Annotated in this window: 22 protein-coding genes, 2 tRNA genes and 2 pseudogenes; 20 read left to right on the forward strand and 6 right to left on the reverse strand. The window is 53.8% G+C overall.

The window, feature by feature from the left end; genetic code table 11:
• From GS614_RS08050 to GS614_RS08080, 7 genes are all read left to right on the forward strand, one after another.
• Nucleotides 1-77, forward strand: a tRNA-Arg gene (locus tag GS614_RS08050).
• A gap of 146 nt (nt 78-223) precedes the next feature.
• Nucleotides 224-1,210: a site-specific integrase gene (locus GS614_RS08055; RefSeq protein ID WP_171725965.1), complete on the forward strand. Its 987-nt coding sequence runs from the start codon at nt 224-226 to the stop codon at nt 1,208-1,210.
• Nucleotides 1,211-1,781: 571 nt separating this feature from the next.
• Nucleotides 1,782-2,654, forward strand: coding sequence for a DNA-primase RepB domain-containing protein (locus GS614_RS08060; protein ID WP_171725966.1), 873 nt, complete (start codon nt 1,782-1,784; stop codon nt 2,652-2,654).
• A gap of 133 nt (nt 2,655-2,787) precedes the next feature.
• Nucleotides 2,788-4,098, forward strand: coding sequence for a hypothetical protein (locus GS614_RS08065; protein WP_171725967.1), 1,311 nt, complete (start codon nt 2,788-2,790; stop codon nt 4,096-4,098).
• Nucleotides 4,095-4,538, forward strand: coding sequence for a hypothetical protein (locus GS614_RS08070; RefSeq protein WP_216601133.1), 444 nt, complete (start codon nt 4,095-4,097; stop codon nt 4,536-4,538). Before GS614_RS08065 ends, GS614_RS08070 begins: the two co-directional genes overlap by 4 nt.
• A 722-nt stretch (nt 4,539-5,260) precedes the next feature.
• Complete coding sequence (locus GS614_RS08075) at nt 5,261-6,253, forward strand: HIT family protein (protein WP_216601134.1); 993 nt, start codon at nt 5,261-5,263, stop codon at nt 6,251-6,253.
• A gap of 385 nt (nt 6,254-6,638) precedes the next feature.
• Nucleotides 6,639-7,166: a hypothetical protein gene (locus GS614_RS08080; protein WP_171725969.1), complete on the forward strand. Its 528-nt coding sequence runs from the start codon at nt 6,639-6,641 to the stop codon at nt 7,164-7,166.
• A 19-nt stretch (nt 7,167-7,185) separates the two neighbouring features.
• On the opposite strand, the pseudogene GS614_RS22425 reads toward GS614_RS08080, so the two are convergent.
• Nucleotides 7,186-7,344 (reverse strand): annotated as a pseudogene (locus GS614_RS22425) (hypothetical protein); the annotation flags it as partial.
• A 171-nt stretch (nt 7,345-7,515) separates the two neighbouring features.
• Between GS614_RS22425 and GS614_RS08085 the strand changes: the two are divergent.
• Nucleotides 7,516-7,592: transfer RNA gene (locus tag GS614_RS08085), tRNA-Arg, on the forward strand.
• A 372-nt stretch (nt 7,593-7,964) separates the two neighbouring features.
• On the opposite strand, the pseudogene GS614_RS08090 reads toward GS614_RS08085, so the two are convergent.
• Together GS614_RS08090 and GS614_RS08095 are read right to left on the reverse strand one after the other, a co-directional pair.
• Nucleotides 7,965-8,723, reverse strand: a pseudogene (locus GS614_RS08090) (IS5 family transposase).
• A gap of 126 nt (nt 8,724-8,849) precedes the next feature.
• Nucleotides 8,850-9,359 (reverse strand): TetR/AcrR family transcriptional regulator, encoded by a 510-nt coding sequence (locus GS614_RS08095; protein ID WP_171725970.1) that lies wholly within the window; start codon nt 9,357-9,359, stop codon nt 8,850-8,852.
• 185 nt (nt 9,360-9,544) lie between these two features.
• On the opposite strand from GS614_RS08095, the gene gntH reads away from it, so the two are divergent.
• Genes gntH through GS614_RS08110 form a run of 3 tightly spaced genes read left to right on the forward strand, consistent with a single transcriptional unit; the run spans nt 9,545 to nt 13,835 of the window.
• Nucleotides 9,545-10,738: a guanitoxin biosynthesis MBL fold metallo-hydrolase GntH gene (gene gntH / locus GS614_RS08100; protein ID WP_171725971.1), complete on the forward strand. Its 1,194-nt coding sequence runs from the start codon at nt 9,545-9,547 to the stop codon at nt 10,736-10,738.
• Between the two features lie 9 nt (nt 10,739-10,747).
• Nucleotides 10,748-12,559: a hypothetical protein gene (locus tag GS614_RS08105; RefSeq protein WP_171171406.1), complete on the forward strand. Its 1,812-nt coding sequence runs from the start codon at nt 10,748-10,750 to the stop codon at nt 12,557-12,559.
• A 52-nt stretch (nt 12,560-12,611) separates the two neighbouring features.
• Nucleotides 12,612-13,835, forward strand: coding sequence for a HupE/UreJ family protein (locus tag GS614_RS08110; RefSeq protein WP_171725972.1), 1,224 nt, complete (start codon nt 12,612-12,614; stop codon nt 13,833-13,835).
• Nucleotides 13,836-14,034: 199 nt separating this feature from the next.
• On the opposite strand, the gene GS614_RS08115 is transcribed toward GS614_RS08110, so the two are convergent.
• On the reverse strand, nt 14,035-14,934 hold the full coding sequence (locus GS614_RS08115; RefSeq protein ID WP_253285322.1) for a hypothetical protein: 900 nt from the start codon (nt 14,932-14,934) through the stop codon (nt 14,035-14,037).
• A gap of 272 nt (nt 14,935-15,206) precedes the next feature.
• Here GS614_RS08115 and GS614_RS08120 point away from each other — a divergent pair, with 272 nt between their 5' ends.
• The 9 genes from GS614_RS08120 to GS614_RS08160 all read left to right on the forward strand — a co-directional run bounded on the left by GS614_RS08120 (nt 15,207) and on the right by GS614_RS08160 (nt 23,616).
• Nucleotides 15,207-17,120 (forward strand): DUF3604 domain-containing protein, encoded by a 1,914-nt coding sequence (locus GS614_RS08120; RefSeq protein WP_171725973.1) that lies wholly within the window; start codon nt 15,207-15,209, stop codon nt 17,118-17,120.
• Between the two features lie 1,072 nt (nt 17,121-18,192).
• Nucleotides 18,193-18,438: a hypothetical protein gene (locus tag GS614_RS08125; RefSeq protein ID WP_171330544.1), complete on the forward strand. Its 246-nt coding sequence runs from the start codon at nt 18,193-18,195 to the stop codon at nt 18,436-18,438.
• 688 nt (nt 18,439-19,126) lie between these two features.
• The gene (locus tag GS614_RS22430; protein WP_171725974.1) at nt 19,127-20,434 is read left to right on the forward strand and encodes an integrase family protein; all 1,308 of its coding nucleotides are present in this window, start codon (nt 19,127-19,129) and stop codon (nt 20,432-20,434) included.
• Nucleotides 20,427-21,074 (forward strand): hypothetical protein, encoded by a 648-nt coding sequence (locus GS614_RS08135; protein ID WP_171725975.1) that lies wholly within the window; start codon nt 20,427-20,429, stop codon nt 21,072-21,074. The genes GS614_RS22430 and GS614_RS08135 overlap by 8 nt, the downstream gene beginning before the upstream one ends.
• A 119-nt stretch (nt 21,075-21,193) precedes the next feature.
• Nucleotides 21,194-21,400, forward strand: coding sequence for a helix-turn-helix domain-containing protein (locus GS614_RS08140; protein ID WP_171725976.1), 207 nt, complete (start codon nt 21,194-21,196; stop codon nt 21,398-21,400).
• Nucleotides 21,401-21,978: 578 nt separating this feature from the next.
• The gene (locus GS614_RS08145) at nt 21,979-22,185 is read left to right on the forward strand and encodes a transcriptional coactivator p15/PC4 family protein (protein WP_171116879.1); all 207 of its coding nucleotides are present in this window, start codon (nt 21,979-21,981) and stop codon (nt 22,183-22,185) included.
• Complete coding sequence (locus tag GS614_RS08150; RefSeq protein ID WP_171725977.1) at nt 22,186-22,710, forward strand: hypothetical protein; 525 nt, start codon at nt 22,186-22,188, stop codon at nt 22,708-22,710.
• Between the two features lie 148 nt (nt 22,711-22,858).
• Nucleotides 22,859-23,305 carry a DUF5681 domain-containing protein gene (locus GS614_RS08155; protein WP_171725978.1) on the forward strand — a complete coding sequence of 149 codons (447 nt, stop codon included), beginning with the start codon at nt 22,859-22,861 and terminating at the stop codon, nt 23,303-23,305.
• A complete protein-coding gene (locus GS614_RS08160) occupies nt 23,302-23,616 on the forward strand; it encodes a hypothetical protein (protein ID WP_171725979.1) in 315 nt (104 codons plus the stop codon). Before GS614_RS08155 ends, GS614_RS08160 begins: the two co-directional genes overlap by 4 nt.
• A 355-nt stretch (nt 23,617-23,971) precedes the next feature.
• On the opposite strand, the gene GS614_RS08165 is transcribed toward GS614_RS08160, so the two are convergent.
• Entirely contained in the window at nt 23,972-24,907 is a 936-nt protein-coding gene (locus tag GS614_RS08165; RefSeq protein ID WP_171725980.1) for a mechanosensitive ion channel family protein, read from the reverse strand.
• 61 nt (nt 24,908-24,968) lie between these two features.
• Nucleotides 24,969-25,784: a response regulator gene (locus tag GS614_RS08170; protein WP_171116889.1), complete on the reverse strand. Its 816-nt coding sequence runs from the start codon at nt 25,782-25,784 to the stop codon at nt 24,969-24,971.
• Between the last annotated feature and the right edge of the window lie 7 nt (nt 25,785-25,791).

The following is a 25,791-nucleotide window of genomic DNA, read 5'->3' on the forward strand; positions in this document are numbered from 1 at the left end:
GGCCCCGTGGCTCAACTGGATAGAGCAGCCCCCTCCTAAGGGGCAGGTTGCAGGTTCGAATCCTGCCGGGGTCGCCACTGATCTTACAGCGTAGTCAGTAGTTTGCGTGCTCAGCATGTGTTGTTGAACACTGCGGGCAACTACAAGCGCTGCGCCTCCGCTGCACTGACAGCCGTAGCGCTGCACGCAGATCGCCCTTTTACGCACAAAGGAGTGATGCGAGATGGCGACGATAAACAAGCGACCAAGCGGCAAGTGGCAGGCAACGGTAAGGTATCAAGGACGAAGCAGCAGCAAGTCCTTCACCAAGAGAGTAGACGCGATAAAGTGGGCCCGCGAAGCGGAGCTCCAAGCTGAGCGCGGTATGATAACGCAACGCAAAGGCGGCATGTCGGACAAGTGCACGCTCAGCTTTGCCCTCGCAAAGTACAGAGATACTGTAGCGCCTACACATCGCAGCGGAGACCGAGAGCAACGTTGCATCGACGCGATGTTGAAGCATCATCAACGGTTCACGCGTCTTCGGTTGGACACACTAACAGTTGCGGACGTATCCAAGTGGCGCGACGAGCGTTTGCAGAAGGTTGCCGCAAGCACAGTCGTTCGAGAGTTGACGCTGTTACAGGGTGCAGTTGGCCACGCGCTTGATGCAGGTGCCGTCAACGTGGTGCAGCAAGTGAAACGACCGCGCGTCGATGATCGCAGGGAACTACGGCTGCAAGCTGGCGAGTGGCAACGCTTGATGCAGGCATGCGATCAAGATCGCAACAAACTGCTGCGTCCGTTGCTTGTGTTGGCTGTTGAAACCGCGATGCGTCGTGGTGAGTTGCTTACGATGCAGTGGCGGCACGTTGATCTGCAACGTTGCACGGCACTGTTGCCAAAGACCAAGAACGGCCACGCGCGCACTGTGCCTTTGTCGCCCGTTGCCGTTGACTTCCTGTCAGCACTCTCACGCAACGATGATCACGTGTTTCCACTGAGCGGAGACTGTGTACAGCAGGGCTTTGAGCGTTTGCGCAGGCGTGCACAAGTTCAAGACCTACGCTTTCACGACTTGCGCCACGAGGCCTTGAGCAGACTTGTTGAACGAGGTTTGTCGCTGATCGAAGTGCAGCAAGTGAGCGGTCACCGCACGTTGCAGATGCTTCAACGCTATGTGCACCTGCAAACTGCCGACATCGTAGCCAAGTTGCATGCTGCAGAGTGACATGTAGCGTGAGTGCAAGCACTGTATGTTGTGTCATGCAGTGCATTCTCGTAGCATACACACATCATGTTGTACCTTCTGGCTTGACCTTTGAGCCAGTTTGTGCCACCTTCGGACGTACTGGGAAAGTGTCCCAGAAGTCCTGACCAAAGACCGCAACGTGCCATCACTCTGTCGGAGTGGCGTTGCGCAGGCGGCACCAGATCACCAGACATCGGAGCCGCCAACTTGCCACCGCTCAGCAAGCAAGAAACCGCAGATCGCATCGGGGTCTCACTCCGAACTCTGAACCGCATGATGATGGATCATCGGAACGGCGACACAACCGCTTGTCCTCCTTGGTATCGGCTTCGAGGTCGAGTGCAGTTCGACCAGTGTGAGGTCGATGCTTGGCTGAGAGCACTGCGGCGTCGGAACGATGGCTGTGAGACCCGATCGGCTACCCGAGATCAGGCAAAGCGGCTTGAAAGTGAGCAGATGACAGGGGCGGCGCTTCGCTTCGCCGAGGGGTCTGGATCTATTACCGTTCAGAAAGGCGGCCCAGTGACCAACGCGAACCAAGGATACAGCGATGACTGATCGACGTCGCATCTGGCTTCACAAACTGGTTGATGCACTGCCCTGCGAAACGTTCGACATACGCATCATCTCCCTTGGCGGCAAAGTCGTGGCTTGCCGTCAGTTTACACCAAAGCAGTTCGTCGCCGCAGCCGACTGGTTTGCAGCGATGTCGGCAAAGTCGCATCACGTTTTCTTCCGCCCTGACGGACCTCTGACCCATGTACTTGTTGACGACTTCAGCGCCGATGCACTCCACCTGATGGCGTGCGATGGCATAAGACCGAGCGCAGTTGTGGAAACCAGCGATGACAACTTCCAAGCTTGGGTCACGCTGTCTGGTCGTAACCACCCGCCCGATGTGCATGCAGTGGCTTGCCGTATCTTGGCCGAGCAGTACGCAGCTGATCGCGGTAGCGCCAAACCAACGCAACACGGCAGAGTGCCAACGACGCGCAACCCAAAGCCAGAACGCGTGTTGCCGGATGGAAAGCCACCACTCGTTCTGGTGCACCAAGATCGCCACCACACACCGCGCCTTCGTTTCAACTCGCGCCTGCTGGTAGAAGCGCAGGAAAGGGCCGCGCTGACAGGGACACAAGCATCGGTGAGAGCCAGTAACGAAGCATCGGACATCGAGGTTGTAGCGATGACTGACGATGCGCTCATGCAAGCGATGTTTGACGAGGTGCTTGCTCGCTTCCCTGATGACACGAGTAAGGCCGACGCTCACATGGCTACCTTCCTGCTATCAAGTGGCGCGACCCCAGAAGAGGTCACTGCGGCACTGCTGGCTTACTCTGAGAAGACCAGAACAAGAGTGGGCGAAGCGCGTGTTCGCTACGCTGAACAAACGGTTCAAGGCGCACTTCAGTACATCAACTAAGTGGCAAAGACAGTGCAGGCTACGGCGAAGCCGGGACAGAGAACAAACGGACGCGACAGCAGGACGAAGATGCCTGGGCGAACTGAGAGGCTCGATACAAACCAAACGAACGAAAGGAAGGAGGTGGCAAGGGATGACTGATGACCAAACAAACTCAGAGGGTCACGCTGCCAGTATGACCGGCCAACACGACAAGGGCGACGACACTCAGCGCGAGATAGAGAAGAACGGCCCTTCAAACTTGAACACTTCCTCAGATACAGAGGGCGGCTCTCTGGGGAACTGTTCAAGCTCGGAGAAGCCAGATCAGGCCAACATACAGGAGCATGCACTGCTTGATGCTGCATGCACAGCGACACGTATGACGGTCCTTGGGTATCTGCCAAAGGCGAAACGCAACGAAAACGGCAGCGTGAAGCTCATCAACGGCGAGGTGATGTTTGAGCCTGACTTTGATCGCCGACGCGAACGCAGTTCATCATGGACAGATGACATCGCGCTCCGACTTGTCCACGCGTTGCCTTCTCACAAACATGCGCGCTTCCTTGCTGCGGTGCAGGCGATGGTGAACCCGTTTGACTTTGCAGACTGTAAACCGCTTGGGAGTTGGAACCCTGACGGCACGTTTGAGCCTGACGGGGACGATCTGATGCCAGACGAGTGCAGGTACACGGTTCCGACTTTATGCATGCGTGTTGCCGATCTCTCGTTTGAGAACGCGCGCCGTTTCTTGCACCCGTCAGCGGACTTGTTGCGCGGTCGCTTGGCGAACGACGCCACGAGAGATGGTAAACCTTTCGACGGAGAGGTAGCCGGACAGTTGCACGTGGAGGTGTTCACCGAAGACGAGTTCAACGACGTGGTTGAGTGGTTCGCAGGTATCGGGCTGCTGCATGCCGCCGATGCCCCTAACGGCACGCGGCCAGCGTCAGTGAACACGTTGTCGATGGCGCAGTGCACGCCGACGATGAAACCGACACTGTTGCAAGGCGCACCAGTACAGGGCGTGGTAGCTCCACAGAAGACCAAGCGCGACGGGTTCAACAGCACTGGCGACGAACAGGCTGAGACGAAAGAGACCCCAAACGGCGTGACGTATCTGCGCCGACGCAACAAAGAACTCGTGGCCGAGAAGCGCAAGATGCGTTCCCAACGCGACGAGGCGCGAAACGAGCGAGACGAAGCAAGAGGCAGCAGCAAGCGTAAGTCGGAGTTGATCGAACTTCAGGAAGAGAGACACGCCAAGGAGCACTACAAACTAAGCAACCAAAGAGACGACGCACTTGCAAAGCTTGATGCACTGTCTCGCGTGTTCGAGGAAGGCATGGCGATCATACGTGGCGACGACACGCCACAGCAGAAGGTCGATGCACTTGGTAGCGTCTTCGTGGCGTCAGAGAAAGAACATGTGACCACAAAGAGCAGTCGGAGGGCGGCACGATGAGAAGCGGTCAGTCAACTACAAGGCCACACAACCAAGGAAAGTCGGCGGACGTTGTTGAACCTTCATACGCTTCGAAAACACTGAGTGTTCCGGACGTACAAGTCGAACTTTCGAACTCAGCAGCACTGCGCGCCTTTCACGGCTTGTCGCGGCATGGACAGGCGATGCTGATGGCGATGATACGGTGGGTGTCGCGCGGGGATCATGTCAGCGACAACAGCCCGATACTGCGTACAGCGGCAGAAGATGCAGGCGTGCCTGAGTGGTCGGCGCGTCAAGGCGTGAACGAGTTAATCGACTGCGGTTTGCTCGGGCGCACCCAAGAAGGCGTTGTGGTGCTACACCCGATGTTCTCTGTGATCGGGCATCGACTACGACGTGCTGGGCGGATGACCAAAAGCAGTGTCGGAGGTGATGACAACGTAGTGTTGTTCGGCTGACGGCACATCCCACGAGATAGTTTGTCTGATCTGGCTCGTTTCCCAAAGTGTTTGGCAGTTGCGCGAAAGACCTTAGTAACGAGTTCCACTAAGTCTTTGCCCAACTGAAAGACTATGGAGTTTGACAGATGCGAGTTCTGCGTTCGTTTACAGCCGGGTTTGCGGCACTTCTTCTTGCAACAGGTGGAGCGCATGCAAACGTGTGTGAGAGACAAGACAGCGCAGAGGACATAGCAACTGACACGTTCGTGTTTAACTCGGATAACACGGTAACGCATACGAAAGGGTTTCCAGAATATGGTGAAACCGATGCACTACCGTCTGAAGTTTACACTTGGACGTGCAACAGTGATGGTTGGCGAGGGTGTCGCCATAAACTTGAAGGTGGCGGCGCAGGCCATGTTTCGTTTACGAACTACAACGGGCAAGCTTACATAAGTGTAGTCTATCTTCGACGGGGCTGGTTCGGCAGGACTGATCGGTGGGAGGAGAACTACCCTGTGCGCTGTAACTTTCGCCTTCCCTTCCACAAAACGGTGACAACGAACTAACAGGCACGCTCGCAGATCGTTAGCCAGAACCAAACCCCTCGCGCTTGCGCCCTGTCATCTTCTCCGACCTTCATCACCTTATTGCGCTGCGCCATGCAAACTCCGCCTTCGCATAGCATAGTGTTGCAACAGTTCGTATAAGCAGGCGTCTGGTGTATCGGTGGAGGAAGTATGACGGCGGCTGAACTCGAAGACTATCTGCGCAACAAGATGCGCATGTCTCAGGTCTATCAACCAGCTATGCTGCGGGTGTTGCTTCAAGCTGGTGGACAGGCATCTACGCGTGACATCGCGCAAGGGCTGCTGTCTCACGATCAGTCGCAAGTTGAGTACTACGAGGACCGAACGAAACAGATGGTCGGCAAAGTGTTGACCAGTAACGGTATCGTCGAACCTATCAAGAAAGGCGCGCGCACTATCGGTTACAGGCTCGCGGTTGAAAACCTAACAACTGAAGATGCCGAGAGGCTTTCCGCCCTATGCGATGAGAAGATCAGCACTTACATCGACAAGCGCGGTGCAGCTATCTGGGACCATCGCCGAAACACTTCTGGCTACGTTCCCGGGTCAGTCAGGTACAAAGTTTTTTCACGTGCAAAGATGCGATGTGAGTTGTGCGGTGCACACGAGCATCAAGCGGCACTGCAAGTTGACCACATCATACCGCGCAACAAAGGTGGCAGTGACGACATCAGCAACTTTCAAGCGCTATGCAGCACGTGCAACGCAAACAAGCGCGACACAGACGACACCGACTTTCGAGGTATCCTCAAAAGCTACGACGAACGCGTAGAGGACTGTATTTTCTGCAACGTTGAGCAGGAACGCATCATCGCTGAGAACGAGTTGTGCTTTGCTATACGTGACGCTTACCCCGTCACGCACTTGCACACGCTCGTGATACCTAAGCGCCACGTCGCGGACTACTTCGACCTGCACCAACCTGAGCATAACGCAGCGAACGCCATGATGCGTGAACTCAAAGCCGACATAAACGCGCTGGACCAGTCTGTGTCTGGGTTCAACGTCGGAGTTAACGCTGGCGCGTCAGCGGGACAGACTGTGTTCCACGTTCACTTTCATCTTATACCGAGACGTGAAGGCGACGTTGCCGAGCCGCGCGGTGGAGTGCGGGGTGTCATACCCAGCCGCCAAGCCTACTAAATAACGGCATGTGCTTAGTTTCGAACGGACTTTGGCTTAACAATCGCGTCGAAGACTGCACTAGCCTGCAAAGTGGGTCAAAGGTCTATGGTTGCAGTGCGAGGCTTGAAGCGTGGTTGTAATCACTGTCCTCGCTGTCCACTCACCGCAGATCAGGACTTTAAAAGTGGCGAGAGAGAGTGTCGCAGCTTTCACTGCTATCGCGTGTGCCGGTTTGAGCTTACGAAACAAGGGTATGCACACACGCTGTTTGCTGTTGATAACCCGCCACTGATCGACTGTGAAAGCGGGTCTTTGGTTGAGATAAACATGGCTGCGAACGTTGCAGATCATATGTGTGCGCGGCACACTGGCGTTATGTGTAGGGGATGTTGTGGAGTTGAAGATGCACTTTAAGAACGTCGCGGCCGCCGTTGCCTTTGTGTTCACGTCGTCGGCTGCATCGGTTGCGCAGGAACAACCGATGACGGTTGAGCGTGCAAATCAGTTACTTGCGGTTCTTGGTCAGGCGCAACAGTGCATCGGACTTGCGTCAACCGCAGGGGATAACGACGAAAACAGGCGCATCGCAGAAGTCTTCCATACAGCAGGACGCGAACTTGTCACTGCTGTGAGAAGTGGGCAGATCGTTGTAAACAACTTCTATGAACTGCCGATTTGCGTGGGTTCTTTGATGCCGACCGACCGACCGCGTCTTCTCGCGGATGCAGAGGAGGCCTTCCAAGTTGGGTTAACTGTCGGTCGAGCAGTGCAGAGGTGTTGGGATGATGTGCAAGATGACTTGAAGGAAGCGGTGCCTCCACCAACGCAGATGACGCAAGAGACGATGAAGAAGTGGATCGACGACCGAAGTGTGCGTGCCCAGATATGGATGCGTGAACGTGGTTGTGCGCTCGTTCAACTGCCGAACTGACACGCATCGACAGCCGCTGAGGGGTGCTCGTGCGACATCCCTCCCACCGGCACCGGTTGCATCCTCCACGGCTTTGGGAAGTTGGCGGGGGAGTGTTGCCGTTGTTGGCCGATGTCCTTCGCATCTGTGCTTGATGTTCCGCTGCACTTCCGCTGCACTGCACTGCAATTCGGATCATGTTTGACACTTCACATCGCGTGTTTGTCGTAGAGGCACGTGCACTGCTGAACACCTCGCGTGTTGCACTTCACGGTACGGCATGCGACACTCAACCTACTGACAACATGGGTACTTCTGCGTGACAGAACGTGCATGTGGCGACAGTGCATGGCATCGTTTGTATAGTCGTGGCCCCGTGGCTCAACTGGATAGAGCAGCCCCCTCCTAAGGGGCAGGTTGCAGGTTCGAATCCTGCCGGGGTCGCCAGTTTTTGTAAGTCTCTATTTTAGTGATCATTTGGCGTGCGTGGTGTCACGGGGGTGGTGGACTTACACGACGAATTTAAAACACGAAAAGTAGGCCATGAGTAATGATAGGAACCTTGAGCAACCAAGCGGACCCGGTACAGCTTGGCGGGTTAGGATGTCTACGCCCAAGATTTTAAAGGGCACCACTGATCCAGAGACGGGTAAACCTTTTGGTCGAAACATCACAAGAAGCCTTGGAGGTGTTTAGCACAAAGTCACGGCACGACTAAGTTACGCGAGGTGGAACTTAGCAAGGTTCGAGAGTTGGAATTACAAGCGCTAACCTCAGAGCTCATAAGCAGTATATGACGATAGCCGCGAGTGCGATTGCTTACAGGAAAGCCTTCGGGCAGCGGTCGTATCGCGTTGAAACTCACCGCCAATCTTTCAACCTGCCGAACATGATCTCAATACGGTTGCGACGTTTGTAGCGTCGCTTGTCGTATCGGATGGGCTTCTTTCGCTGTCTTCGACCAGGTGTGCAGGCCTTTATCCCTTTGTCTTGTAACGCTTCTCTGAACCAATCGGCATCATATCCACGATCTCCAGGCAGCCAATCCACGTCCGGCAGACCGTTTAGCAGGGCCTTTGCACCGGTATCATCACTGACCTGACCGGCGGTCATAAAGAAGTTCAACGGGTGCCCCTGGCTGTCACAGATGGCATCTAGCTTCGTGTTCATGCCGCCTTTGGTGCGTCCCCTCTCGGCAGCATCCTGTAGATGCGCCTGCCAGGCAGTGTATCAGTCGTCATCGCCCCCTTTTTTGACCCCGAGGCTGGATGCCATGCGGTGCGCCTTCAGATAGGTCGCATCAATCACCACGGTCTTTTCTTCGCCGTGATCGGCGGACAGGCCCATCATCATTTCCGCGAAGATGCCCTTATCACTCCACCGCTTCCAACAGTTGTACAAGGTCTTGTGTGGCTCGTATTCCTTGGGTGCATCACGCCATCTTAACCCGTTACGATTAATGAATATAATCCCACTCAAAACACGCTTCTCATCGACGCGAGGTTTCCCGTGGGACTGCGAGAAGAAAGGCTCAAGACGCGCCATCTGCGTGTCCGTTAGTCAGAAGTGATCAGACATGTTAATCGCTCGTTTTCGAACCGTGAATCACGCCGCATAACTTAATCCAATGGGTCATGAGGCTGGTAAAACTAGTGTTCCGTTTCCAGCAAGCATCCTAATCTGGCTAGTATCCTGACTTTTTTTCTACTTTCCGACAAGAATTGCGTGTTCCCGTTCGATGACCTTTTCCCAATCGCCTTGCGCCTTCAGACCAGTCGAAGAGTCTCCCATTAGCGACGTGACCATGAGTCTTCCACGCGCTTTCGCTTCCTCATTCGAGAAACCGGCCTGTTCAAACATCCAGGCGGCAAATTGGAAGCGTTTGCCGATGGTTCTTTGATACGATTCTTTCACCTTCTCATCGGTATTCGCCCAGACTGAGACAGCGTGATCAGGCAATGCGGCGTCCTCTTCAATGACCTTTTTCATAAGAAGAAGAATTCGGTCTTCCGGGGGGCCGCCAAATGTCTTTGCCTGTGCGATCACTTTGTCAGTCAGTTCCTGCTCCCAATATCTGAGAACCTCATCCAAAAGCTCACGGACGTTTTTGAAATGCCAATAAAAGCTACCGCTTGTCAGGTTCATTCGCTTTGCCATTGGTACGATTTTTATCGCGGAAACGCCGCCCTCGTTCAGGACTTTGTAGGCCAGCAATATCCAGTCTTCTTTGGTCGCGGCGTTTTTGGGTGAGGCTCGGGTGATAGTTTCTGACATTCAGATTACAGCATTCTTTGTTTGACATAGAGCAGTCTATGGACTTACCGTAGAGAAGTCTATGGTTGACTGGGAGTTCACGACATCGTGCTCTCCCAAACGACATGCAGAAAAGGGGGGGATCAATGAATAGCATTATGAATTCCACGACTGGCGCACTATTGGCATTGGGTTTGTCGTTGGCTGGCACCGCTTCAGCGCAAAACGCGCTGCCGACTGGTCGAACTGCTTCTGCAATTGAAAATGGTGTTTATCCCGCGTCATACTTTCCCAACACTGAAATCCTTGGCGCGGATGAGATGCGTATCACTGCATTGGGGACGGGGATGCCCAACCAAACCAAAGCTGCCGTTTCGATTTCATTTTATGTTGAACTAGGAAATGGAGACGTTTTCCTGTTTGACGTGGGCACGGGTGCAACTGGAAACTTGTTTTCATTGAGACCGGATTTTGCGAAGGTCGATAAGGTCTTTTTCAGTCATTTGCATGTAGACCACGTTGGAGACTTCATGGGTCTTCATGTTGGGGGTTGGCTTTCGGGCAGATATACTCCGCTCCGCGTCTTCGGCCCGTCCGGATCAGAGGATGAACTGGGCACCAAAGCCTATGTAGAAGGAATGTCAAAAGCCTATGCTTGGGATCTGGCCACACGTACGGGGGCGCTGCCGGATGATGGTGCCAAGCTTGAAGTTACCGAATTCGATTACATGCAGGAAAACGAGATCGTTTATCAGGAGAACGACGTAACTATCCGGTCCTGGCCTGCCATCCACAGCCTAGATGGCTCGGTGAGTTATTCTCTGGAATGGAATGGGCTGAAATACGTCTTTGGCGGAGATACTTACCCAAACAAATGGTATGTAGAATATGCCAAAGGGGCGGATATCGCTTCTCACGAGGCTTTTCTGCCACCTGATGCTTTGGCCCCATATTTTGGCTGGGACATGAAACAGGCAACCTATGTAGCCACGCGCGTTCATACCGAACCTGCGGCGTTTGGCAAAGTGATGTCTGCGGTCGAACCGCGTATGGCGCTGGGGTATCATTCTGTTCTTTCACCCGAGAATTATCAGGCGATTTTGGAAGGTGTCCGTTCGACTTACGATGGACCGCTCACACTCGCGCGAGATCTTCAGGTGATCAACGTGACCAAGGACCAGATCGTTGTTCGGGAAGCGAGTGTTGATGACTATGCACTGCCACCAGCCGTGAGCGACGAGTATATCAATGCCCAACGTTCAAAAGAAAAAGAGCCGTCCGACAAAGTCAAAGCGGGAAAATGGGATGGTTACAGGCCACCGCCAATGCCGGAAAATTAAAGTTCAGGGGTGAACAAAATTCCAATTTGGCAGTATCTGTGCCGACTATTTCTGATGCTGAGCCTGATGGCCTCAGGTGCACGCGCCGTTTCGGCGGATGTCGTTCTGACTAACGGATCAGAAGTCGCCCCCAACATCGCTGTCCTTCATATCAAAGACGATGGGGTCTACGTCGACCTTGAGATCTATATCGAAGATATTCCGTTGTTTACTGATATGTTGCCAATCGGTTGGTCATCGGATTTCGTCGAGAGTAAGCCGGAGGCTGAAAAAGAGACCAATCAAGGTTTTGCCCAAGCCGAAAGTCGGGCGTTATCGATTGTTGGAAGGGACAATCAGCCCCTAAACGCTGAAATCAGAAATTTAGAATACCGAACACGCATCGACCGGGCCTCGCCACTTGCAGGTCAGCGGAATCCATTCTCGGGTCAAATTGTTCCCAGCCCGCCAAAAGATCCGCGTGTTCTGTTCGTCAAAGTGTTCTTTGCGTTTCAAAACACAGTTCCCAACGAGCTGACTATTATGCCTCCATCGCGGGATGGTGAACCACTGGCGACTATCGGGATGCAGGTTTTTGACCGACAGGTTCCGGTCACCGATTTCAGCTTCTTGTCAAAGCCGGCAGAGTTAAGGATTCACTGGCCTGATCCGTGGGATAGCCGTTTTTCTGCTGAAAGCCTAAATCGACAAGCGCAGGACGGGACATCCACCTTTCTCTACATCGAACCTCGTGAAGTTCGGCATGAGACGCTGATCCGCTTGCGTGAACTGGCGCCTTGGATTGGTGAAACTACCGAAGTCGGTCAAACACTTTCGCCACAGCGTAGCGCCATGATCGTAAACCAAGCGGCGTCCTTCCTGGCTTCTCGTAACCCGGTGACAATTGATGGCAAATTAGTGCAACCGTCGAACGCTACAGCAAAGCTCCTGGAGCTGACATCGCAGGGTTATCAGGTTGTCGAGCCTGGAAAGGAAGTGTCCGTGAACAATGCGTTTATCGGGGCTATCCTGTCTTTCTCATCGGCAGACCTTCCCAATCAGGTGACAGTCACATGGGATATGTTTGACGAGGAGATTTCCCGCGTCGCAACGATTTCAAACGATATCGCAGGGCCGTTCTTTGGGGCTGTTTCATCTGCTGACCCGCAGTTTCACTGGCAGAACCACCTGCTCCAGTACCAAAGAGCATCTGTTACTCAGATTCCAGTTGAGCAGCAGAAACGGCAGGACCCGGCTTTGGCGTTGATCGCCGGGATTATCAGCGCCGTCTCACTCGGTTTTCTCCTGCTAACCAGGGACAAAGTCGCAAAGTGTGCCAGTTGCGTTACTATGATTGCCGCTGCTTCGGCAACGTTTGTATTTTCGGGATATTTGCCGGAATTACCCTGGAATAAGCCCGAGCCCCCTGAGCAGCAGGTTGCGGAAGACATACTGCGCTCGATGGTCAAAAACTTGAACACGGTGACCCTGGAAACTTCGCCGGCAGCAAGAAAGGCGGAGCTGGCCCACATTGTAACGGCGGCATCTCTGGGCGACATCGCAACAGAGGTAGAGCGTGGTCTCGTGATCCGAACGCCAGGAGGCAGTCTTGCTACAGTTACAGATATTAGTGCCCTGAAAGTAGAGCGCGTTGACCCGACCCTTAAACCGGGTGGATTCAGAACTCTGGCAAAATGGACAGTGAAAGCCCAAGGTGGTCATTGGGGGCACGCCCATATACGCGCGGTTACGTTCCGAGTGCTGGCCGAGGTCATACCTGAGTCAGGGCAATGGAAGCTGGATGGATTAACTGTAATCGAGGCTCGCGATCCAAATGCATAAGTATTTAAGATCAAAGGTTTTTACTTTCGGCACTCTGTTTGTCGGTGTGTTTTTGTCACTGACGCTGTCAGCCTCGGCGCATTTTTTGCTTAACCTCAACGTTCGAATTTCGCATGTCGAGCATTCCGAAGGCGGTCTGCGTGTCTACATGCGTACGCCCATGCCTTATCTTGTTGCAGATAAGGTCGGTGATCAGAATGGTGATGCCTTGCCGGAAGCTGCACCATTCACGACCAATGCCATGAGCGACGGTCAGTTAGTCCACTTTGTCGACTTGCAGGCTTTCATGAGCGATCCCAATGGGCTGGGGCAATTCGCGGAAGGTGCGTTGCATCTGTTGGTCGACAATCAGCGCTTGAGAGGAACAGTTAAGTCCGTTCGCTTGCATCGCGTTGGAAATGAGCCCGGATTTGCAACTTTGGCCGAAGCTCAACAGGCCGTGGACACCGAAACGGCCTTAACGCCACCGCTTTTTGTTGGTGATACGATTGTCGATCTCGTCCTGTATTATGAGACTGACGGCCCGATCCAATCGTACAGCATTTCTAACGTACTAGACCCCGGCTTGCCGGATCAGCACCAAACGGCCAACCTCATTCTCGACTACGCGTCTGACACGCCTCAGATATTCCGATCTCGGGGCCTGATGACTGAACCATTGGTGGTTCAGAAGAAGGGGTATGGAGGATTCCTCAGTTTCGTCTGGGAAGGCATACGACATATCCTCGAAGGGTTGGATCATGTCTTATTTGTTGTGTGTTTGGTCATCGGAGCGCAGACACTCAGGGCACTATTGCTGCGTGCAACCGGTTTTACCGTTGGACATAGCGTAACTTTGTCGCTGGGGTTCTTCGGGTTTGTGCCATCGGGCGCGTGGTTTGTTCCTGCCGTCGAAACCGGGATCGCGCTTTCCATCATATTTGCAGCCGTCGCAGCGTTTATGAGTTTTAAGGACAGCGCGCGCTCTGAGGTCACGATGGTGCTTCTGACAACGCTAATTGGCCTCTTGCACGGGCTTGGGTTTAGCTTTGTTTTGCACAAGATCTTGCAGGTCACATCTCCAAACATCTGGCAAAGCCTGCTTGCTTTCAATCTTGGCGTCGAGCTTGGCCAAGTTGCCATTATTCTTGCACTCTGGCCCGCCTTGATAATGTGTCGGCGTGTGAACTCCAGTTTGTGGATGTCCCTGCGAGTGGGTTTAGCCGGTGGGTGTGCGGCTATCGCCTGCTTTTGGACCTTTCAGCGAGTTGCCGAGGTTTATTCCACGTTGGCTTAGGGTCATTGCGAAGGCGCGGTCCGTGATGGTCGCCTAAAACATGCGGACTTCGGCTGTTCCGAAGCATAAGACAGATTAGGCTCGTTGCAGTCGTTTGCTGCACTTGGGATGAACGCCCCCTATGTGGACAAATTAGACGCGTGAACTCAGCCGTGAGAAAAACTCCGCACACAACTGGCAAACTGGCTCAATGCTGTGGTCAGAACCTGACTCTGAACGCCAGCCCAACCAATGGCGCTGTTTCATAGCTCTGACGACTAATTTCCAATCCATTCGCATCATCTAGCGTCAGGCGGCCGTCAAATTCTGCGCCAGCAAAGACACTTAATGAAACCCCAGGGTTCGGGTTGTACCCAACAGAAAGAACTACAGGGATACTTTTATCCTCACCCACACCATTCGGGGCAAGGCCATCCCCATCCAACCTGAATCGAATCCTTTCCGATCGCGCGGTCAACGAAATGTCCAAGGTGTCATTCAACGCGTAACTCAGTGTCAGTCCAGGACCTTGCGTCGCTCCGACACCAGAGCCAGTATTCAAGTTCCAGCGATCGTTTATGTCCCAGTCGATCAGCAGTGCTGGAAAAAAATCTGTACCGCTTTCGTCAAATTGAGAAAACGCGCCAAAGGCCGGACCTATCGTCAAGCGCTCGCTCAGTTGCCAAGCAATTCCTGCAAAAATACCATGGGTTCTTCCTTCAGATGAGGAGGCCCCGCTTTGATAGTCCCATCTGATCTGTGGCGACACAAAAACTGTTGCTGTATCACTCACTCGAAGCCGCACAGGAACAGCGACGCGGAGGTCACGGATGTTTTCCCATGGCTGGTTGTTTGATTGGCTGAAGCGATAATCCAGTTTGCCAAAGCTGGTGGAAAGCCCAACTGAATTTCCTCCGTCCAGATTGTATAGTGCGGTCGCACGAAGAAATGTTCGACTTGCAGAGAATTCGCCAACGCCGCTCAAATCCGCATCCCCTTGAAAAGCGGCAAGCCCATCAACCTGATACGCCCAACCTAGCCGCGGCTGTGCAGTCAACGGAAACGCTGTGAAACATAGGGAAATAGTTCCAAAGCAACACGTTAGAATAAGGTTTTTCATATGACGTTTCCTAAGTGACGCTGGTTCCCTTTCGGGTTGCCACTCCTGAACCAGCGGTTCAAGTGCTTTAAAGTCTGTTATACGGACTTTGCATCCTTCTGCATTCTTGCTCCAAAGTACCGCAATCAGCCCAAAGCGGTCCTTCAAAAACGAGTCTTGGACAGGTCCACGCGCGCGGATGGGGGACGGCGGACCCCACTCACTTGAATATTTGATTTTATGCATGCTTTGTCGTACACTTTTGCTTTGGTTTTTTTGTCTGGGGGGCAGTCATGAAAACTCATTTTGAACCCACGATTATGTTGCATGCTGCAACCGCCTTGGCGCTTTCATTAGGAACGCAAGCAGTTGGCTTTGAAGGCGAAGTACCTCCAGATAAGGTGGTTCCTGCACAGACCTACTCTCCGTTTGTCGACCGATCTTATCCTGATCAGGTTCTATTTGGTGATCTTCACTTCCATACTGAAATCTCATTCGACGCAGGGCTTGTTGGGACTTCTTTGAACATCCACGACGCCTTCCGCGTGGCCCGCGGTGAGAGGATAACCTCAAATACCGGACAACCTGTTCAACTCATTAGGCCCCTCGATTTCCTCGCGATTACTGAACACGCGGAAATGTTGGGACTTGCGACCGCCGTTCGAGCAGCTGACCCTCGGCTTTTGGCTGACGAGTGGGGTCGTTTGACTTACGAAAGGTTCAATTCCGGGCAAGAAGGTCGGATGGAGGCGTTCGCTGATATCATCGAAATCGCATCAATCGAAGGGCGAGACCCGACCGCTGGATTGGATTTGGACGGTGACCTTTGGCAACAAATCGTGGAAACGGTCGACGAATACTACGAACCCGGCGTCTTCACATCATTGGCTGGGTACGAGTGGACATCAACTCCGAGAGGTAACAATCTCCACCGGGTGGTGATCTTCGGAGACGGCGCCGATAAGACCGGTCGAACCCGCCCATTTACCTATTTTGAAAGCGAAGACCCTGAGCCGTTGTGGGACTATCTGGCTGCGTACGAAGAAGAGACGGGTGGAAGCGCAGTATCTGTTCCCCATAACGGAAATATATCCAATGGAATAATGTTCGCGCCTACGAAATTCGACGGCTCACCTATGGACGCGGAATACGCCGCCAAACGCATTCGTTGGGAACCGATGCATGAGGTAACCCAGATCAAGGGGGACGAGGAAACGCACCCATTCCTGTCACCTGATGATGAGTTTGCGGATTTCGAAACCTGGGACGTTGCGAATATCTCGGGCACCGTCGCAAAGACCCCTGAAATGTTGCGCTACGAGTATGGGCGCTCTGCCTTGAAGGTCGGGCTCGAAGTTCAGCGGGAGACAGGCGTTAACCCATTCAAGTTCGGCTTCTACGGCACGACGGACACGCACACCGCGCTCCCGACCACGCGGGAAGACAACTACTTTGGTAAGTACCAACACACAGAGCCTTCAGCGAACCGTCACAACTTTGATGTAATCCCGGCCGAAGACCCGGCATTGCGTATCCTTACGGCGCAAGAATCGGCTGCAGGCCTCACCGCTGTTTGGGCGCGCGAAAACACCCGCGAGGAAGTCCACGGAGCAATCAAGCGTAAAGAGGCCTACGCTACGACCGGGCCGCGAATGCGAGTCCGGGTCTTTGGCGGCTGGAATTTTGATGCCGATGATCTGTACGCCTCGGATTTTGTTTCCAACGGGTATAAGAACGGCGTGCCGATGGGCGGAGACCTTAGGAACGCGCCGAATGGGGTTTCTCCCAGATTCCTGATCCGGGCGCTGCGCGACCCAGACGGCGCGAACCTCGACCGAGTCCAAATTATCAAAGGCTGGATCGACGAGAGTGGCGAAACTCATGAGCGGGTCTTCGACGTGGCCGTCTCCGATGGCCGAGAGATTGGAGAGGATGGCCGTGCACACGAACCAGTAGGCTCGACGGTAGACATTGAAAACGCGACATACAGCAACTCAATCGGTTCTGTGGAACTCGCCGGTTATTGGCAAGACCCAGATTTTGACCCGAACAACAACACGTTTTACTACGTGAGAGTGATCGAAATTCCAAAGCCGCGATGGACGACCATAGACGCAGCTTTCTACGATATACCGCTGCCCGAGGCGGTTCCCGCAGAAGTCCAGGACCGTGCTTACACATCGCCGATCTGGTTCAGCGCTGAATAGTGAAGCTAGTATTGCGACAAAGCTGGTTTTGAGCAATTTCGATTCCCACGGAACACGTCGGCAACCAGTTCCAATGGCTCGGAAACGTCCAAAGCGTGAGGACACCTTCTGGCTCTGTTGCAGTACAAATCAAACCCGTTCTGATGCCACCGCGTCTGCTCGCTGGTAACGCCGGCAGTGGCCGCACGCTGTTCTTTGCAAGATCAACTTTTTGCGCGTTGCCGTCGTTTGTGCGGAGCGCAGCATCCGTTTACTTCGGGCTCGTTGCAGTCATCTGACCAATTCTGTTGGATGACTTCTTTCTACCAAATTGCCGTCGTCGCGTGACCGCAACCACGCCGGTGATTCAGTCGGGGAATCGATTCTCAAAGACCAGATCACGCATTGTCACGACCCTTCGGCCTTCGGTCACAACCACCCTATACCACTTCCTGATTTTCAATGACTTACCAACCATGAGAGTCACGTCTTCCCAGTATCAGACTACATACTTTTGGTCTTCTGATACTCAGATTAATCGCCGGAAGCGGGACGGAGTGTCGGCACTCTTGCTACTGATTTACACTGGATGTCGCCTCAGCGAGATTCTGACGCTGCGCTGGGGCTATGTAAGTCGCACCATCTGGAATTGCAGGGCAGCAAGACCGGACGCCGCCGCATTCCTCTACCGAGAGAAGCCCATGACATCCTGATGGAATTGCCTCGTCAACCGGGAAATCCATGTATAAAATTAAGCGCTTCTGACAGTGGACCGCGAAATGACCTGTAAAAATCGCGGCGGCGCATACGTAAGTCGGCGGGCTTGGACGATGTCCGTATTTACACCCCCATTTGACCCTTCTGATGCGTCTCAAAGCTGCGTGTGGCGCGTTGCGGGGAACAGCTTGCCATAGATCGTTGGCAGATCAGGACGTGGTCCCAGTTCGATGCCTTGTTCGGCGATGCCATTGCCGAGGCTTTAGAGAAGGTACGATACTGCGAGCCTGATCTTGACGATGGAAACCACGCGCGGTGGTCTAACCATACAATGTAGGGCTTGGTTGCTGGATCATACGAGGATGACCTACTGGAAATGCGCAGCCACATCGACACCACAAGCGTTAAGCGCGCGCATCGCTATCAGCATATTAGGTTGATAACGACGCAATTGGCAGGTCTTGGAGTTACATTGGCCGCACTTGAAGGCATTCAGGAAAATGAACTGAGTGATTCTATCGACAGTGTTAGAGGCAAGCTCGCAGAGAGCATTAAGGCGGATCCTCAGCGAGCCGCAAAGAAACTGCATGAAGCCAAGAACAAATTCCGGTTCAAAGCGTAAACTGCCGACGAGGACCCACCTACTTTTGAACTGCGTCCGCGAGGGAAGTTTGCTCACTTAGCAGCCATTGGTGCGTTACTTCAATGCTGAGTTTGCAAAGTGCCACCTTCAAGGTAACCAACCCATCATTAAGCAAGACCCAACCTTTCGCTTCAAGTCGACACCAGCGCGACAACTTGCCTGCAACGTGAGATGTTCTAGGGTGTTAGTATTTGCACGCGACAAAAAAACGCCGATCTGTGCGTTGTTGGTTTAGAAAAACTCTTCGCGTGGTCAAAAATAGTCAAAATAGCAATGCCTTAAGTGTTTACTTGAAAGAATAAGACTACACATTCAACGAAACGGTTTTGTACACGTTTCTTCGTCAATCTATGCCGCGTGGTTGCTTGGTGGTTGCTGTAGGCGTGAGAAAATCTCGCCTATTCTTGCTAACTCTTTGAAAAAAGTGGTGAGCCGTGCAGGATTCGAACCTGCGACCCACTGATTAAAAGTCAGAAGCACCAGTATCCTACTTCACTATCTACACTTGTCCAAAATCGTCTGAGGGTGTCCAAAATATGCTATATTTTACTTGCATTTCCGACGAAATCCTTATTGCCCACCAGGTAAGTGGCGTCTACAATAGTCCGTGGCCGTCCAGCGGAATCCAACTAAATTTGTCCCCCATAAGTCCCCCAGAGGCCATTTCGTGAAGAAAGAGCTTACCAACGCATTCCTGATGAAGCTCAAACCCCCGTCTGTTGGGCGGGATGAGATATCCGACACGAAACGCTCCGGTCTGCGGTTGAGGGTTTACCCTGCCCGTGCGGTCTGGATGTACGAAAAGCGCGTCAAGGGCGGCGCGAAGCGCAAGCACACTTTTGGCACTTACTGCACATGGTCATCTACCGGAAAGCGGGAGGATGGAGCGATTGGGCTGGGGGAGGCGCGGGCACTTGCCCTAGAAATAGAGGCTGAGGCCGCACGTGGGATTGACCGAGTGCTTGAAGCCCAGCAAGCCCGCAGAGATCAGGAGCGCGCCGCCGCAACGGCCCAAACCCTTCAAGACGTTTTGGACGTATATGACGAACTGCACCTTTCCACCCTTAAACGTCAGGGTGAGAGAAAGCGCCAGCTTGAGGACGCATTGCGCAAACACCTTGCCCAGCCTATCGGCGACCTGACTCGTGCCAGCCTTCAAAAGCCGATTGATGATAAGGCCAAAGAGGGCAAGATGTTCATGGCGAACCGGATAAGGGCGGCTTTGAAACACTTCACGCGCTGGGCGTGGCGTCGGGAGTATCTGAGCGAGGATGTAGGTGACCGGTTGGAACGCGCCACCAAAGAGCAAATCAGGGATCGAGTGCTTAGCCTAGATGAGATACGGGCAATATGGAAATTGACCTATGAGCTTGGCGACCTTTGGGGGTCACCTGTTCGCCTTCTATTGCTGACTGTTCAGCGCCGCACCTCAATCAATAACCTGCGCAAAAGTGAACTGGAACTTGCAAAGTCGCGGTTCAGGAAGGCCATTTCGCAGGAAAAGAACGACCGAGGACACATCACCCACTTATCGGCCCCGGCAATGGCTGAGATTGAAAAGGTCCTAGCTCGCCAAGAGCAAGCTAAGGCAGAGGCCAAGAAAAGCAAAAAATCCGGTAAGACCCCTGCCGCATCAGACTTCCTATTCACCACAACGGGCCGCACCCCAATATCTGGGTGGAGCAAAATGAAAACCCGGCTTGATGAATTGCTTGGCGATGAGTTTGAGCCGTGGCGGCTACACGATTTCAGGACGGCATTTGCAACGCACATGGCCGAACGTGGGATACCTGAATCTGTGGTTGACCGGGTGTTGAACCACGCGGCCACTGCATCAAAGGCCAGTGCTGTTGCCCGTGTTTACAATCAGGCCGAATTGCTGGCGGAGCGCGCCGTGGCGCTGGATAAATGGGCCGAGTTAGTGACGCAGGAAAGCGCGGATGTGATTGAGCTTGAGGGGCGGCAAAATGTTTAACCCAATCGGATATGTGTCTCTCTATGAGATTGCCTCAAAATACCGCAGTGCTAACGTCAGTTGGGATGATTTCGCCAACCAGATTGGTCAAGTTGGATCGGTGGCGATTTACAGTCCCGGTGAACAGCCGGTACAGGTTTCTCTAGACTTGTTAAGCATGATCCAATGGGGCGAACGGATGGAGTTTGCGTTCATTGATGCAGGCTCCGGTGTGGTCTCACTCGCCAAGATTCGAGACGCGGCAAAAGGCATGGAACCTGAGTTGTTTGTTGGTGTCGCTATTCTATTTCGCCTTGATACGGCCAATCTGACAGGGCACCAAATTTCCCTAGATTTTGCACAGAAGTTGGAACCCTTTGAAGGGCAGCAGATTATCGTATCGGACATTGAGGCAGACAGGATCCGAGTTGCACTCAAGAACCTATCTCCTAAGCCCGCCAAGCGGTTCGCAACCACTGCTGAAAGAGACGCAGCTTACAACACATTTCTTGATAGCTTCCCTGGTCGAAAACCAACTCAGAAACAACGTGAAGAATGGCGAAAGGCTCATGGTATCACTAGGGACAAAGAGCGCCAATTGTGGGATGCCTACAAGCCCGATGATGGCTCTAGGCCGGGAGTAAAGTCCAAACGCGGGTAAATCGCGCGAAAATCTATCCATATTAGTAAACGGCGCGATTGGCGCGAATTCGGCGGTATTTTCGGCGCGAATAGAGCCTGACACCCTGTGTGCATCGAAGCAACACAGAGGTGAGCAGGATGGATAGCACTACTCAAATCACCGTTAGGCCGCGCGCCACGGATATCATTGGCGCAGTTGCCTACACCGGCATGTCCCGCGCAACACTGTATGCAGAGATGAAGACGGGGGCTCTTAAGTTTGTCAAAATCGGTGGCGCAACTCGTTTGGAATACAACGAGTTAGACCGCTGGTTTGACGAGAAATCAAAAGAGGTCGCTGCTTAAAACGAAACCCGCGCACCATGGGTCAAACATGGGCACGCGGCATTTCGTTTGTAAGTCGGTGGCTATGACTGCAAGAAATGTAACGTGTTCTGACCTAAAGCGCAAGCTTGAGGAATTGAGCATGAATACCAAAACACCCGAACTACTCGTAAGAAACGCATTGTGGGTTACCGCATGGCGTGACCTATCGCCAGACACCGAACCGGCTGAATACCGGGTAACCGATGAGTCAAGTGAAACCCGCAACATCTGGGTAAGTAAGAAAAGCGCCGCATGCTGGATTCGTTGATTGACGGCCCGGTTCACTGCGCATCACCCTGCAGTTTGAGCCACTTCGTCATGGGCCTACGAGAAGAGCAGAGCCTAAACATTGAGACGGTATGGTTCGACAAGGACCCAAAGGACGGACGCAGCCGGTTTGGTGTTTACAACCTTTTGGACAGCGTGACCCGTATTGGCGGTCAGGAGTTAGCGGCATGAAAACCCGCGAACTTCAGATCCACACTTCGTCGCAAGCATGGCCTCTCGGACTCTGCTGCACGCATCGTCGCAACGCTGTACTACGGGGAGGGCCGCTAATGGCTCTCATCACCCAGATCCCCAAGAACAGCCACGAGGAATACCGTGTCAGCCGGAATGACTTTCAGGGGCATGACCTCATCAATATCCGCGTGTTCTTCACCTCAAAAGACGGAGAGATGCTACCGGGCAAGCAAGGCGTCGCTTTCAAGGCGGAGTTGCTACCGGAATTCATAGACGCGCTTAGCAAGGCGGAGGTTGCTTAGATGGGGCGCGACAAGAGAAACGAAAAGCGCGTCGAGCATTGGACCAAGCTTGTTCGCAACATGATGGAGGAGCCCGCTTGGCGGGCTCTCTCTTCCACCGCGCAGGCCTTGTATCCATGGCTTAGGCTGGAATGGCACGGAGCGGCCAACAATAACAACGGCAGGATTTGCTTGAGCGTCAGACAAGCCGCTGAACGGTTAGGCGTGTCGTACAACACAGCCGCCAAAGGGTTTCGTGAATTACAGGCGAAGAGCTTCATCGCCGTGACGCGTCCGCCCAAACTCGGCACCAGTGGCGTCGCATCATCTCCGCTGTTTGAACTGACCGAAATTTCGCTGCCGACCGCACACGGGGAGGCAGGTCGCAGATTATACAAGCAGTGGTCTGAAGGGGCAGATTTCCCGGTCGTAAAAGCTCCAGTTCACAATCCGACTGGCAAGGGCGGAAAAACAAAACCCTGTCTTAAAAACTGCGACGAGACCGTCGTAGATTTTGCGACGAGAATGACGGAGGCGACGCAATAAATGCGACGGGCCGTATCAATATTTGCGACGAAAACGCCCGATTTCGGCAAGTCCCCGTCGCAGTTTTTAAGACATCCTTAATCTACCAGGGGGTCTGGGGGAAACAGACACCTTCTGGACCAACAGTCCAACAAACGAGGCATAAGTAATGACGGATGAACCCGACCGAAAAAACGGAACCAATACGGACGAACGAAACCCGGATGGCACTTTTGCGACTGGCAATCCCGGCAAGCCCAGAGGAACCCGAAACCGGGTCACTCGGGCAGTAGAGGAACTGCTTGAGGGGCAATCGGAGGCAATCACGCAAAAAGCGGTTGAGTTGGCGCTTGAGGGTGACAGCACGGCCCTGCGGCTTTGTCTAGAGCGGATAGCACCCACCAGAAAGGACGCACCGGTCAATTTCGACCTTCCCCCCATCAAATCCGCTTCCGACGCCTCAGAAGTCGCACAAGCGGTGCTACAAGCCGTTTCTCAGGGTGACGTGACACCTTTGGAGGGAGCGACGGTCATGGGGCTTATTGAGCAATACAGGCGGGTTCTGGAAACGACGGAACTAGAGAAACGAATAGCAGCTTTGGAGGCTTCAAAATGAGTGTTCGTAGCAGGGTGGAAAAACTGGAAAAGGACGCAGGAAACCAGTTCAAAGTCGTCGTCACTCAGGGCGAGTTCTTTGACAAGCACGGGAACCCAATTTCGACCGAAAACGGCTGGCCCCCCAATCTAAAAGAGGACGTTCATCGTGCCATAGTGAGCATTTCGGATTCAGAGGAAACTGTCACTTTGCAACGGAGACAAGACGAGTCGGGCGCTGAGTTCATGCGTCGCTTCGACCAGACAGGCATCGAGATAGGTAAGAAGGTTGGCACGACCGTTTGCCTGCCCTGGGATGCCAAGTGGACTTAATTGCATGTTTGAGCTTCGAGCCAGCCGGAGTCTGAGCGTGAAAAGACTGATTAGGATCATATTGACCAGCTCTGGGCCTACCAAGACAGGTACTGCCGCTCAGGTTCTAGCCCAAGGATTACTATTCGTGACAATCTCCTCTGGCTTGTGTCTCTTCGTTGCCATGCTGATCTTCGGTTTTCCCAAGCATAATGGCGGACCACTTCATTGGGGGAGGATCAGGCCAACTCATTTTGGCGTTTCAGTCGCGGCAATCATTTTAGCGACTCAGCCCGATGACCGCACCTCCGTTGCTCAAACCCCTAATTTTGCCTGAAGAGTGCTGGCTTCAGGCACCTGGGGTCAACAGTCAAGGTTACTCTGCCGCGATCGCTTTTTCTCGCTGAGTCTTTTCGCCTTCAATCAACAGAGTGCGGGTCGGAAACGGAATATTGATATCCGCTTCGTCCAACGCCTCTTTGACTTTGCGCTTCATGTCCGCCTGGTATTGGAAGTAGTCCGAAGACTTGCACCACACGCGGACAAGAAAATCGACGCTGCTGCTGCCAAGATTGTTCACCTGGATGAACGGTTCGGGGTCAGCCAACGAACGGGCGTCCGACATGATCGTCTCGCGAATGACGCGCTCGGCCTCCGCCAAGTTGACGCCGTATCCAACGCCGAACGTCCACTCGGCACGACGGGTCTCGTAAACGGAATAGTTCTTGATGGTGTTTCCCCACACCTCGGCGTTGGGAACGATAACCTTGACGTTTCCCATATCGGCAATTTCGGTGTAGTTCAGAGTGATGTCTTTAACGGTTCCGAGCACGCCATTCACGTCGACGAAATCGCCGATCTTGAGCGGCCTGAACAGGATGATCATCACGCCGGCTGCAACGTTGGACAATGTGCCTTGCAACGCAAGACCAATGGCCAAACCGGCGGCACCGATCAGCGCAATGATCGACGTCGTCTGCACCCCGAACGTGTTCAGAATGAACAGCCCGGTAAACGCCAGGATCGTATAGCGCGCCAGATTGCCAAGAAAGTTGAACAACGTATCGTCCAGGCGTTCCGATTTTTCACCGACGCCCCGGATCTTCCGGCTGACATATCTTGAAATCACAAGCCCGAGAACCAGAAGGATCAGCGCGGCAATCGTGTTCGCGACGAGGCCAAGAAGGGCCTCGAGCGTCAACAGGTCGCTCAGCGATTTCCCGTCATACAGCTCGGCATTCAGAACTTGCGACAGTTCGGCCCAAACGGTGTTCGTCACGGTCTCTGCGGTCTGTGCAATCTCGTTTTCCATGGGGTTCCTCGTCGTGTCTAATCGCCTGAGTTTTCGTGTCTTGCAGCGCGGCCCTGCCGCGTCAGACCTCGATCACGGCGCTAGAGGCAAAGAACATGGCCTGGCTGACGGCCGATTTGACCTGTTCTTCGGTGTAGGGTTTGGAAATCAAAAAGGCCGGTTCGGGCCCTTTGCCCGTCAGAAGGCGCTCGGGGAATGCGGTAATGAAAATGACGGGACAATCGCCGTGCTGGGCAATGATGCGGTTCACTGCATCGATTCCACTGGATTTGTCCGCCAGTTGGATGTCCGACAGGATCAGGTCGAACGGCTCGCGCTCGGCCAGTTCGATGGCGGCCGTCTCGGTGCGTGCGACCCCTGTGACCCGGTGGCCCAGGTCGGTCACCATAGTTTCAAGATCCATCGCGATGATTGCCTCGTCTTCGATGATCAAAATGCGCCCAGAAGTGTGGCGGGCCATTTCCTCGTAGGCGATATCGATCAGCTTCTGAGCCTCGGCGGGTTCTATCTGCATGATTGCGGCGATATCGCTGACCGAGAACTCTTCGACCGTGCGCAGCAGCAAGGCCTCGCGCGTGTTCGGCGTAAGGCGTGCCAGCTGGGCGTGGGCGCGCGTTTGGATGTCAGAGCTGTGGCCATCTGCGTCAACAGGCATTCCCGATGTTGACCAGATGCTGTGAAACACACGAAACAGCGCGACCCGCGGCGCGAGATCGGCATCGAACTGGGCGGGATCTGCAAGGATCGCTTCAAGCGATGCTGCGGCGTAGGCGTCGCCACTGTCCTGTGAGCCGGTGAGGGCACGGGCATAACGGCGCAGAAACGGCAAGAGCGGGCCAATTTGATCTGCGACGGAAACTCCGGTCAGCTCGGTCATCTATGTT

Origin of the sequence: Ruegeria sp. HKCCD6604 (assembly GCF_013110635.1) — a bacterium.
Taxonomy (GTDB): domain Bacteria; phylum Pseudomonadota; class Alphaproteobacteria; order Rhodobacterales; family Rhodobacteraceae; genus Ruegeria.